Genomic DNA, 13,398 nt, shown 5'->3' on the forward strand with positions numbered 1-13,398 from the left:
TTTGTAGAAATCCTCACTTTGGCAACAAGTGTGAACTTCATATACCTGCCAAGGTTACACAAAAGCCATCAAATAAAATCAATACTTATGCTCCCTGCTTCTTTAGTAAGGGAATTCGACATGAAACCCGCTTCAATACAACAAACGTGCATAACTGCACAAGGCACAAGGCATGTAGAAGTGCATCTCGCTTCCCTGGCTTTTCCCATAACAATGTTCTCTTTTATATCAAATAGATCCATCATTGGAACCTCCAGATGAGATATCTTTTTAATCTTCTCACAAGGTGTATCGATATCTACAATCACATTCTGCCCATCCATTCTTCCCTTAATGATGTGGGTGAACCCGCATATCCTGGAATTGACTTTTGCTTCTGTCATTGGACTACTCCTGTTGTTTATATATAAGTACCACAAATTAATAATTTAAGTTGTAACCATTATTTCCTTGTAGGTAATAGCATGCACCGGACATACGCTTATACATCTCTTGCATGCTGTCCCTAGGCATTTTTGGGTACTGTACTTTGCAATGAAATCAGTACCCTTTTCTATATCTATGGCTTTCTCAGGACATTCTCTTTCACACATATGGCACATTATGCATCCCACTGCAACCTCTTCAAGAGTTGTTCCTATGTCCGTAACCACTTCTATCTGATTCCTACTGTTTTCATTTATGTCCAGTCTTACCCTTTTCTCAATAATTGGATTATTCAAGGATATCGGCAGTGGGGGCAGTTTATATGCCTTCAGAAACTTGTGGTACATGTCCATACTCATTCCTTCTGTCCAATATCCGAGCTCGCATGTATAGAACTTCTTAAAAGTATCACTTGTTGCCATCATAAGGTGATCAGCTTTTATATGGCTTGCCAGTTCAATAACCGCATCAAGCTTTGCTTCATCAAGAAGTATGTCCCTTGCAAGAGCTAGTGACGTGTTTCCAAATTGCACCGTGCGTTTTGAGAAGTCAGGACACGACCCAATATTTCTTGCTTTTTTGGCGTCCACATAGGTACCTGAAGCACCGCTCATGTACACATTCTCAAGCTCTTCATATCCTATCCCCGATTCAACTATGAGAGTTAATTGGGCAGCCCTAATAGCACCTATAGCCTTCCCAGCCTCTTTGATATCCATCTCTGATAACTCTATATTCTCACCAAGTATGAGCCGGCCGTATTTTAGTTTAGGAGGATTTGTTATGAGCCCAGTTTCAATGGCAAGAGAAAGTATAGAAATGAGGCCTGTCCCTGTGATTCCTGCAGGTATTATGCCACTTTTTTCACTTATATTTCCAGTGATAGGGTCAATGAGATGCCCCTTCACAGTTTCCATATTATTGTTGAGTACGCAGATTCTCCATAAGTTCCCCTCTAGGTTCACATCCGTGATCGCTCCCGGCCCTGCAAGCATTCCGCAATTTATGCCTTGTCCTTCTATTGCAGGCCCTGCTGCAGCACTCCCGGTGATTATTCTATTCCCCACTTTAATGGCCATTTCAGCATTAGTTCCATAATCGGTTACAAGAGTGGGGTTTTCTTGTTTAAGAAAATCTGTCTCAATCATCATGGCAAGTGCATCTGCACCAATCTCATGTTCAATAGCAGGTGGTACAATGATATCACAGTTCTCAAGGATTAGAGTTTCCTTGAATATCTCCTTGGCAGGAAATATTCGTGCATCACGCTGTATGCTTTGTATGCCCAGCCTTTTCTGCATGTTCTTTCCTGCATAGGCAAGATCACGTATCTCGGAATTCTGAAAAAGTGAAAGTTGTATGGGATTGCCACAAACCGCTATCTTCCTTATCTGCGATGAGTCAACGTTGAACCTTTCTACCATTTTCCTGATAGCATCCACAATAATTCTGTGTGCTACATCTTCACCTATGGATATAGCAAAGTCAAGATGATCAGTCACGTTACCTCCTGGCAATGGATGTTTCATTGTCATTGAAGTTTTGGCAACCTTTTTTGTTTCCAGGTCTATCAACTGTGCTCGAAAGCCGCTAGTTCCCAAGTCCAATGCGATACCGTACATTTTATCCCTCTACCTTTCTGGTGAAAGTGAAAGGTTCTATGTAATTCACTTTTCAGCTCACCTGCAATCTATATTCTGTATTTTTTAATATATAACATAACTCAAGGTAATTTATTAAAGCAATTAATATTACTATACGTACTAATTTAATCACTCGCGTTAATCTTATTAATGGGTTTGACAGCATGATCAAAGACGAAAGCATTGGCTGTTTCGAGAAGAATGACTATACAACTGAATAGGTTTATAGTAAAAGTTGTGAGTAATACTCATCTCTTGCTTGAACAAATGCTCTTATGTTCCTAGTTGGTGTACGAGGTGCTATTCCACAACTAGGGGCAAGTACATCTATCCCTTCCTTCAAGCATTTAAAAACCTCTGACTTGACGTTATCAGGCGACCCGAAAAGTAATGTGCCAGATGTAGAGATATTTCCAATGAGTTTTACTCTGCTCCCAATTATAGATTTGGCATAATTAAGATCTTTTACTTTCTCTTCAACACTTATGCCATCAAAACCACAAGCTGCAAGTGAACGAAGAATAGGGTTTGCATTTCCGCACATGTGGAGTACCTTTATACCTTTCACACTTCTGCAGAAACGCTGATACTCTGGAACCATGATATTTTCAAAGATAGACGGACTAAGCAGATCCGGGCCTGCAACACCATCAGATATCACTATCACATCTGCACCTTGATCGGTGAGTGCATTAGCATATTCAATGCATGCATCCGTGGTAATTCTAAGTAGTTCAATAAGCTTATCAATAGATTTCATGGTCCAAATTAGATAATTATCGACACCTGCAAGATGTGATGCGACTGTAGCAGGTCCTTCCAGGCCTACAATTATAGGCAGATCATCCCCTACAGTTTCCTTTAGAAGAATTGTGGACTCCAGCACCACGGAGATCCTTCCTTTTTCTATGAGATTATCTGGTACTTTGATCGCATCTATATTCTTTGTAGCTGGATGGGATCTTATAGAGGGCTGTATATCACAAGTTCCCATGTTCACTTCACATCCCATGGCTTGGGAAAGGATTGTGAGACAGTATGGTATCCTAACGGCCTCCAGCCCACCTGTACGATTGCCTTCGATTGCCAGTAAGGCCATCTTTTCTGGATTTATATGTGCCTCGGGCCAGGAGGAGCCTGAGATATTCATAAGTTCCACAGTACCTGTCTGAGTAAAGGAAAGTGCAGGAACCCTTGATACTGGCTTCTCTTTAAACACATACATAAGATTTGTTCTTAGTGAGTTAGGTATGTGAGATCCCCCTATCGGTATCTTAAACCTTTCTTTTCCTACTTTCTAGGTATGATCTTGTCTATACGAAGAACGCTTATAGTGGCATCTGTAGCGGATATCACTGCTAATTTTTTAACGGCTGCCGAATCATATACAGGTGATGATTTTCTCGTCATCTTACTTAAACAATCAACTTTGGCATCTACACCTATATTATAGTAGTTTTCCATCATAACCATAGTATCAATAACATTAAGACCCATATTCTCTGCAAGTATTTTCGGAATCTCTTCAATGGCCTGTGCATATGCAATGACAGCAAGCTGCTCTTTTCCACTGATGGTAGAAGCATATTGTTTTAACATCTGTGCAATCTGGAATTCAATCCATCCTGCACCTTTGACCACCATCCTGTCCTTTATCATGAAGGCAGCATTATTGAGAGCATCATCTATTGCCTCTTCAACTTTTTCAAGTCCATAAATAAAAGGCTCCCAAATGACGATGGTGGATATAGGCTGATTCTTTACTGAAACAAAAGCAAAGTATTCACCATTCTTTTTTTCTACTCGCACCTCATCGGCCATTCCAAGATCATGAGGCATGATCTCATCTTTTATTGATACAACGCTGGAACCTGTAGACCTTGCTATCTTTTCGAGGTCTTTCATCTTAAGTTTTTTGAAGAGCAGTATGTTCTTACGTGCAAGCATTTCTTCCACTGAAGGATCCACATCTCCTTCAGAGAACACCGCATTTGCTCCAGTAGATATGATTTTATTTGCAAATTCTCGAACATGCATTTTAAGCTCTTCTTCAAACAAATGGGAAGTCTCCCAAGTGTCCATGCGTATATTGTGCTGCGCATTCAGGATACTGCTTTTAAACTTTGTTTCGTAATTAAGCACCAGAACCTGTGCATTTGTCAGATGATAGGGCATGTCCTCCCTTGCTGGTTTTTCGTCGAGAATAACTCCTGTTAGTTTCAAAAATGAGGGGCCACCCACCTTTTTGAGTATTTTCACGTTTTCTTCCAAGTCAAGGCGTTCTTCAATTTTTGTACGTTCAAGATTCGTGATTATCTCCAGTACTGCATCGCCTATCTCCTTCGCCTTGGTATATTCTAAGCCTTTGCTTAAAGCAGCGTTTAAAACTACAGAAAGAGTGTCCTCCGGAGAGATCACCGGAAAACTCTCATACTCCAGGATCTCGTACGCTTTGTTAAGAGCCATTTGATATCCTTTTACAATTGAAGTTGGATGTATTCCCTCTCGCATTAGTTTTACTGCTTTAATTATCATTGAAGTTGCAAGGATCATCGCAGTCTTTGTTCCATCTCCAGTTGCCTTGTCCATAGCTTTAGCAATTGATTTTAGCGAAGTCACAAACGGATGTAGCACATCCACTTCCTCAATGATAGTTTTCCCATCGCTTGTAAGGTAAATATCTCCTACATAATTGATGATGACTTTATTGAGTCCCGATGGTCCGAATGAAGAACATAACAATTCTTTTATGTCAATAGATGTACTTTCCAAGTGGTCAATAAGTTCTTGCTCTTTCACCTCACCGACTATACCTACCCTTCTACGTACACTTTCCCTAAGCGTAGCCATATTATCCAGTTCACTGCCGTAGGTTGAAGCAGTTGTAGTGTTCATATGGACCTCCTTGGAGAGCCCACAGCTATTCCCAAGATTTTGGTTTCAATAGGTATCGCACCGATGCTTCCTATATCATTATGTTCAAGTTCAACTCTGACATTATCCATACTTAATCCGTATCCTGCCATATAATCTGAAATAGAACTACTTACAAGGGCATTTCCCTTCTCAAGAGCTTCTTGATAGTCGTCGAATATGTATCTTCCTTTATCCGAGAACAGTAGACACTGTAAACTACCGGGACCTGCCGGACGTATCAGAACCTCTTCTCTATATACTACATTGCCTACAAGAGCACCAACAGCATTTCCAACTTCATGATATTTTGGAGCCCGTATATCTGCTTCAATAAGACCCTGCAGATCCTTCAGATATGCAGTTACAGGTGCGCCGACCATAACCACAGGAGGTATTATCATGAATTTTGTCAATTCTGAACCATCCAGTATTTTTTCGACATCTTTTTTCTGCATCTTTCCAGTGCAATAGGAAATAAGATGAAGTGCAAAGTTCCTAGCTACTTCTTTTTTGACGTTTGTACAGAATTCGAAATCTACCATTGAACAATATTTTGAAAGAATCTGAGATCCCAACATTGAAGCGTCAGATTCCCACTGTTGATAATCACCAAGGACGTGCAGGGCATCGGTAGGAGTGAAACCCACCTGCTTTATGTATCTTTTCTGTATGAGTTTTCTCAGGATACCTTCGAACATGAGAGGATGTCTATTTGTTTTTGAGGCAATATCTGATATAGAGGAAGGCTCTTCTGTGATGGCATCAAGTATTTCCATTTCTTCTCCTTCTAGTTCAGAGGCATGCAAGCAGTGTGACTCTACCCCATTGCTCATGAAAAATGTTGTTGGCTGGATGATATCACTCATAATACGTGTCGAAATATTCTGTACACTCTGTAACTTACTTATTATTGATGGGAATTCAGTAGCACAAAGGCATAAGGGTATGACCCTATTAGGCCCTATATACATTTTTTCTTGTAGCCATACATGACTGTCTCCCCCCATAGCGGAGGTATCCATTTTGATGGCTTTGACCATTGTTTCCCAGCCACCCACCACAGCACCGGAACTGCTGATGTCAGGCATACCCTTGTGAATCATAGAGATATCCGTACTAGTACCCCCCACATCTATAGTTAAACAGTCCTTGAGGCCGGATAGATGTGCTGCACCCAGCAGGCTTGCAGCAGGTCCTGAAAAAATGGACTCCACAGGTTTTTTCAATGCCTCTTCTATCCTTACCAGTGACCCATCACATTTCATCATCATTAAGATTGAATTGATACTTTTGTCTTCCATTACAGATTGTACGGACCTTATAAATTGATCTATAACTGGAATAAGCTGAGCATTAAGAAGTGCAGTCAATGCCCTTTCATAGGCTCCCAGATTCATGGAAAGCTCATGACCGCAGACAACTGGGAGATTTGTTAAGTTCTGTATGGTCTCTTTGATTCTCAGCTCATGTTCCGGGTTACGGACCCCAAAATACGATGATATAGCAAATGAAGAAACCTTATATTGATTCTTTATTACAAATTCCCTTACAATCTCCAACTTGTTCAGAGGTTCTACCTCATTTCCATTGGCATCATGTCCACCGTCTATGGAAAGAACATAATCAGTGGGAAGTTTACGAGGTATGTTATAACCAATAAGTATGAGACCTGCAGGATATCCTTTTCCCTCAAGGGTTGTGTTGGTCGCAAGTGTAGTAGATACTGAAGTGAACTTCACGCACTCAAGATATTCAGCTTTAAGCCCATCAATTGAATTTCTTATGCCCTGTATTAGGTCCGGATAAGTAGTAAGCGACTTGTTTGCATCTATTATAGATCCGTCTGCAAGGTCCATGATAACAGTATCTGTATATGTGCCACCGGTGTCAATACCAAGTCCTAATTTCATCATTATCACCTGATTCAGAGGAGACGGGGTGTTTTTGCCACCCGCCATGGATATAGACTTTTATATGAATTTCACTCACATTATAAAAATAAATAAGAAAAAGCAGGGGAAGTGAAAAACCTGCTTATCCGAATATCTGCTTTTGGAGAACGGGACCAAGTTCCTTGACCGTGTCCACCATTGCTTTTACAGTTGTGAGGGGTCCTCCTGGTGGTATCTCACAGCCAGATGTCATGATATACTTGGACTGCATGCCGTTCTCCTTGAGTACAGGAAGCACGCCTTCAAGCAAATTCCGTGTGTCGTCCTTTATCTTCTGAACGCCTGCAGGAGAATTATCCATGAACTGTACTGGGTTGACTTCTCCCATCATACAGCAGATGTCACCATATTTGGGAATAAGATCGGCATAGTTCTGCGATCCTTTAGCCCTCAGATTGGGGTAGTATGCGTAACTGAACAACTTTGTCCCGAATTTTTTGATCTGGGTGTCGTAGTGTACTGCATCAGCACAGCTGTGGATGGTGTAGGGCTGGTCGTATTTTTTGAACAACGGCAGATGCTGGTCATATATGAACTTTCCGTCGAACTTCCAGTAATCCTCCTCGCTCATGATCACGTTGTTGGACCATAGGTTATCGATACATAACGCATTGCAGGCATTTTCCTCAAAGAACAGCTCAGATACCTGACAGATATAGTCGGTACATTTTTGGACTGCCTCAAGCACTACCTCAGGATGCGTCTTCATGTCCATAAGAACGCGATCAGCTCCCATAAGCTGGGTAAGGGCAAGCAGAGGGCCTTCATGGAATCCCACAAAAGGTGTGTTCAGTTCCTTGTTGAGCTTCTCAGTGGCCATCTTGGAGGCCATCACAAGCTCATAGGAACGAGTGCCTTTCTTGACATCTGGTACTTCGATCTGCTCGTAATCCTTCAGATGGCCTTCCGAAGAAGGAGTGTCGTCCTCAGGATACTTAATCTTACATCCAAAGTCGGCCGATGTAGCTGAAAGATCTATAAGTCCCACGAACATGTCTGTGTCCAGGTATTTGGATCCCAGATATGCACTGTCAACGAACGCCTTAGGATTTGTGGCATATTCCTTGTAACTGACGTTGGCAAATTTCCTCAATACACCACAGGCTAAAGGATATACCGGCAAACGATCGACCTTCTTGTCTGCCATAGCTGCAAGTGTTCTATCCATATGGGTCATTGCTTCCTTTTTCTTGACACCGACTTTCTCGAAATCTGCAATGATCTGCCTTGCGGTCTCCAATCCTACGTCTGTCTTCCCCTTTACTTTCTTTTTAGCCAGGATCTCTCTATATTTTACCTTGCCCAGTGATATTTTCTCATCATTCCACCTTTGTTCTGCAGGGACAAGTTTCTGTACTGCACCTTTTGCCCAGTCAGTGGCTTTCATGGCGTCCAGATGCGTGGAATCTGCACCGATCTCTTTTGCGAACTCCGGGGACACTGGTGCCCCACCCACCATAACTATCAGGGAGTCCCTGATGCCTTCTTCCTGCAATATCTCTATTACTTTTTCCATGTTCACCATGGTAGTAGTCATCAGAGCACTCATGGAAACAAGATCTGCTTTTTTCTCCTTGGCGGTCTGAACGAATTTCTCAATAGGTACATCGTGTCCGAGATCTATCATATCAAAACCTGATGCAGAGAGCATAGTCTTAACAAGATTCTTCCCAATGTCGTGGACATCTCCCTCAATAGTCCCTATAACTCCCACAGAACGCTTACCAGAGTCCTCAGATTTCATGTGGGGGGCAAGGATATCCATGCCAGCATACATGGCACCGGATGCAATAAGAAGATTTGGCACAAAGGCCTCGCCTTTTTCATACATGTCACTGATTATTGTCATTCCTTTTGCGAGTCCATTCACAATAGCCTCGTAAGGATCTATGCCTTCTTTAAGAACTTTGTTTGCAAGTTCTTCTGCCAATTCTTCGTCACCTTCTACTACAGCTTCCGCTAACTGGTTCATTATAGCTACTGTCATACTATACCTCCAAAATCTTCCATCTAACAGTGAGGTATATATTTCTCACTGTTAACAAAAACAAATTAAGGCACGTGAATATATAACATAACCGCTGGTTATTAATTAAAGTAGTTAATATTATACATGTCTTGTCTCTTTAGATGAGACTTAAATTCAATGAAATGGATCTTTTTTGTAAACACCGTTAACATAGCTAAAAGAATCATATATCATTAATGCCTCAAATAAAATTAATGGCTTTAATCTGATCAACAGTGAAATGCAGGCATCTGAAAGAGACAAAAAGTATTAATGGAATTATATTTAATCAGCCATGGTTTGTAACTTATGAATGCTAAAATCGCATTCAATAGGCAGTAAAGCCAATACTATAAGTTTCAACCAAAAGGTTAATAACTATAATTATCAATAAAAATTCAGAAAGAGGTTCTCACATGTTTAAAAAATTTACATATATGTCACTTCATGTGACTGCTCCCTGAAATGCTGAAATAGATCCTCTCCCCAAATCAGTGATTTCTCTTCAAAGCTCATCATTACATGATTATGGAACATGCCTGTCTTATAAAATAAAGCAAATGAAAAGAATTTATCTGTTACTACGCTTGATGCGAGGCCTATAGTTTCGTTACAAACAAAAAGCTCGGTATTTTTTATTCCAAGATAAACCTGCAATTGTTCAAAATACTCGGTTTTAAATCTCTCAAATACAGGTTCAGTTATTATGAGCGAAATTCGTACTCCTTTACGAGCAAGGTCAACATATTTGTAGGGATATTCAGGGCTGAAAGAAGAGGATACTTCCATTATAAACTTCGATTCATTAAGTTTGTCAGTAAATTTTTTGGGTAACTCATACATACGATTCAGATCTGGTTCAACTAGCTCGCATTCACCCAATTCCTCAATCCTTTCAAGAAGATGCGAAGGAATAGCATTTATTTTATGGTTTTCCCAATATTCCTTATTATCAGCAAAGACTCTTAACGTGTTTAAAAGAGGTATCATCTTCTTTACTATAACTTCTCCAAAGCTTGAAAGTTCGTACAAATCGTTCTCGTAGAAGATAATACCTTGGTCGATAAGTATCTTAATCTGTGTCATCATGGAACTGGAAGTAACATCCAGTATGTCTTTGATCTCATCAATACTGAGAGGCTTTTCTATTAAGAGAAGGAGGAGATCTTTTCTTTTGTCGGATAGAAATAGAGTACCTAACAAAGGCAGTTTCATTTTAATCACCCACAATTTGACAGTTTAATTGAACTTTATATTATATTTTTAAATCAATGCTCTGTAGTTCTCTAGTTCTTAATCTTAACACAAATTATCCTTACAAATGGGGAGTTTTATGTGAAAAGTTGTACCCTTTCCCATCTCACTTTCAATCCATATTTGACCCTGATGTGCAAGAATTATGTTCTTAGATATATAAAGGCCGGATTCAAGACCTTGGTACCTACGACTCATAGAGTCTTCCATCTGATAAAACTTATGGAAAAGATGAGGTATGAGGTCTTTCTGTATACCGGGACCGGTATCGGTTATCCTTATGTGCTGATGTTCTTTTTCTTCACTTAGATCTATACTAATTCTACCACCTACAGGAGTGAACATGACGGCGTTATCAATGAGATTAATGAACGTCTCTGTCAATTTATCTCTGTCAGCTCTTACAGTAGATAACTCCTTAGGAATATTTGTATCTACAATGATCATCTTTTCATCTATCAGCAATATGAGATTCATCAAAGCTTCTGAAATGAGATTATCTATATGAACCGGGAAGAAAGAATATTTAATCTTCCCAGCTTGTTCCAGGCTCATGTAGAGGAGTGAATCGACCAGTCGTTTCAGTCTTTCTGAATTTAGCATAACAGAGTCGATAGATTTTGCTTGCTGATCATCTATGACCCGGATGGTTTCATCATCCATAATACTACACTCGGTCTGTTCTGCCTCGAATAAATCCATCCTTTCGGCAACAAATTCAGTTTTCATTCTTCTGATTGATCTAAGTCCCTTGTTTGCCTTTGTGAGCTCTTCTGAGTATTTTTTCAGGGCATCTTCCATCTGTTTTCTCTGTATCAGACTCCACATCCCCTGCATCAACAATATAAGCTGACGCAGATCGGAGTCGTTGTATTCCTCTTCTTTGTTACCTACACCTACAACGGCAATTATATGATCTCCATCGAAAATTGGAACATTCATGTGTCTTATAAGTTTCACATGATCTTCCGGGTATCCTTTCTTCATGGTATTGGGTGCGGGATAATCATTTGTTATTATAGGTTTACGCTGTCTTACTGCTTCACCCCAGAGACCGGTAGTTTTTATTGGATAGATGAAACGTTTATCTTTGATCCCGCATTCTTTCATGGCACTTTCGGACCAGGAGTGCATTATGAGCTCTGTTTCATCGGCGTTCATAAATGCAAGATATCCCAGTGTGCTTTCAGTAAGCTTCACGGCTTCTTCTCTTGCAAAGTCCGTGATTTCTTCTAATGACGAACCTACCATTCCATTGAGTTTTACGAGAGCATCCAGACGCTTTTCTTCAAGTTGACTCTTTCTCTCTGCCTTTTTGCGCTCAGTGATATCCCTAGCAACAGAGAGTACCATTTTCTTTCCATTATACACTATGAAACGTGCATTGATTTCCAAGGGTATAATTGTACCATCTTTAATTATTGCTTCTGTTTCATATATGGCTCGACCCTTAGTTTCTATAATTTTTAGAAGCTCTGGCATACGCTGTAGGTACTTAGAAGTAACTATGTCTACAGGAGAAGTACTTAATATCTCTTCCTTACTGTAACCTAGTGTATCCACGACAACTTGGTTCACATAAATCAGTTTTCCATTAAGTTCACTGATGTATAGTTGATCGTTTATGCTATTGAAAATACCTTTCAACTTTTGCTCTGATTCACAAAGAGCATCTGTTGCTATTTTGTGATTTATTGCGATTGCAGCAAGATTGGCGTTGGCTTTGAGGATTTCAATTTCTTCTTTTGTGGGTATGTGAGGTTCACGGAAATAGATTTCAAAAGTTCCAAGGACCTCGTTATTTGAACTCATGATTGGTTCACAGCAGCTAGATTTAATGCCCACCTGAGATGCAAATTCTTTCATATCCTTCCAGTAAGGATGTTCCATTATATTCTCTACGATAATCCTTTTTCCAGTATATGCGGCTGTTCCACAGGAACTACTACCTTCTTCAATGGGTAAACTTTCGATAGCTTTTTTATAAAAACCTGGAAGAAGTGGAGATATAGCACGAATGAGATGTTTTCTTTCTTTGTCCAACAACATGACAAAACCGATTGATTCCGGTATTGCCCGCTCTGACATCTTTACCAGATGTGTGAGTACTTCATCCAGAGATGCACCCGAAGCTAATGACTCAAGAACGCGGTTGCGACAGTTAATGATTATCTCTGAGAGTTTCCTATTACTTATATCTAAAATGATGCCTTCATAATATTGAATATTGCTATTTTGATCCCGTCTAATAATCGTTCTTTCATAAACCCATCTGATATCCCCTGATTTTGTAAGGACTCTGTATTCATGACTGAAATTAGAATCCCCTTCTTTAATGCATGTGGCAAATCGAATATGTATTTCCTCGATATCATCAGGATGGATAATATCCTCATATTTAATCTTGCCAGAAAGGAAATCCTCTGGAGAATATCCAAATTGTCGTACATTCTCAGAAACGAATTCCACTGGCCATCCCTGTTCTGCTCTCCAGACAAAAATTGTCATCGGGCTTTCATTAATTAATCTTAAGGTTTCAGCGCTAATATCAAATTGTGCCATGCATCCTCATATCAGTAGAATATTAAGGGTTCCTTGGAATTAGTATTCAATGTAGCAATTTTTAATACGATTCTCCCTGAACTGTATTATTTCGTCTAACAATATAGAAACAAGGAATTAATACATTTTGTCCATTAAGTATATTAGATTTATCGATGCGTCCAAATATGTAATTTTGGAAGGCAGCATATCTATTTTGTAGTAAAATGTGATAGTCATATATTTTCACTCATTTAAAAACTTCTTTCATACCTTTTTTCAGGATAACATGAAGCATGCAATATCTAATAGTCCTTTGAAAACAAGATTCAGTCTTTCATATCTGCTTGCCAGTTTTCTAAATCACATCTTCAAGTATGCAAAGAATCTTGCTATAGTCCCTGTAATGATATGTTTCTTCATCAAACCGAGTAGGATATCCTCTTTTCCTTCTTCTATTGTTTCCTCGCATTGTTTTTCTTTATTCTGCCTTCCTCTTCTGCCCGTAACTCAAGTTCCTGATAAGTTTCCTTAAATGCAGCTACTATTATGGATGAAGTTGATTCACAACTAAAATCACAGCTAAAGTATTTCTGCTCCTAGTCAGTAGTGAAGCAAGTAAAGCAGAAATTGCTTCTGGACTGCGTTACAAGATCGT

The 13,398-nt window shown here is 39.8% G+C and carries 8 protein-coding genes; all 8 read right to left on the reverse strand.

Annotation, left to right across the window (positions count from 1 at the left end; translation table 11 throughout):
- Positions 1-68 precede the first annotated feature (68 nt).
- The 8 genes from METHO_RS06010 to METHO_RS06045 all read right to left on the reverse strand — a co-directional run bounded on the left by METHO_RS06010 (position 69) and on the right by METHO_RS06045 (position 12,761).
- Positions 69-383 carry a DUF6951 family protein gene (locus METHO_RS06010; RefSeq protein WP_015324652.1) on the reverse strand — a complete coding sequence of 105 codons (315 nt, stop codon included), beginning with the start codon at positions 381-383 and terminating at the stop codon, positions 69-71.
- Between the two features lie 45 nt (positions 384-428).
- Positions 429-2,048, reverse strand: a complete 1,620-nt coding sequence (locus tag METHO_RS06015) for a methylamine methyltransferase corrinoid protein reductive activase (RefSeq protein WP_015324653.1) — start codon at positions 2,046-2,048, stop codon at positions 429-431.
- 244 nt (positions 2,049-2,292) lie between these two features.
- Entirely contained in the window at positions 2,293-3,342 is a 1,050-nt protein-coding gene (gene mtaA, locus METHO_RS06020) for a methylcobamide:CoM methyltransferase MtaA (RefSeq protein ID WP_342664118.1), read from the reverse strand.
- A 17-nt stretch (positions 3,343-3,359) separates the two neighbouring features.
- Positions 3,360-4,964 (reverse strand): molecular chaperone GroEL, encoded by a 1,605-nt coding sequence (locus METHO_RS06025; RefSeq protein ID WP_015324655.1) that lies wholly within the window; start codon positions 4,962-4,964, stop codon positions 3,360-3,362.
- Positions 4,961-6,895: a hydantoinase/oxoprolinase family protein gene (locus METHO_RS06030; RefSeq protein WP_048831263.1), complete on the reverse strand. Its 1,935-nt coding sequence runs from the start codon at positions 6,893-6,895 to the stop codon at positions 4,961-4,963. Before METHO_RS06030 ends, METHO_RS06025 begins: the two co-directional genes overlap by 4 nt.
- Before the next feature lie 124 nt (positions 6,896-7,019).
- Positions 7,020-8,924 carry a uroporphyrinogen decarboxylase family protein gene (locus tag METHO_RS06035; RefSeq protein ID WP_015324657.1) on the reverse strand — a complete coding sequence of 635 codons (1,905 nt, stop codon included), beginning with the start codon at positions 8,922-8,924 and terminating at the stop codon, positions 7,020-7,022.
- Positions 8,925-9,374: 450 nt separating this feature from the next.
- Positions 9,375-10,160: a helix-turn-helix transcriptional regulator gene (locus METHO_RS06040; protein WP_015324658.1), complete on the reverse strand. Its 786-nt coding sequence runs from the start codon at positions 10,158-10,160 to the stop codon at positions 9,375-9,377.
- Between the two features lie 84 nt (positions 10,161-10,244).
- On the reverse strand, positions 10,245-12,761 hold the full coding sequence (locus METHO_RS06045; RefSeq protein WP_015324659.1) for a sensor histidine kinase: 2,517 nt from the start codon (positions 12,759-12,761) through the stop codon (positions 10,245-10,247).
- Between the last annotated feature and the right edge of the window lie 637 nt (positions 12,762-13,398).

This window comes from Methanomethylovorans hollandica DSM 15978 (genome assembly GCF_000328665.1).
Taxonomy (GTDB): domain Archaea; phylum Halobacteriota; class Methanosarcinia; order Methanosarcinales; family Methanosarcinaceae; genus Methanomethylovorans; species Methanomethylovorans hollandica.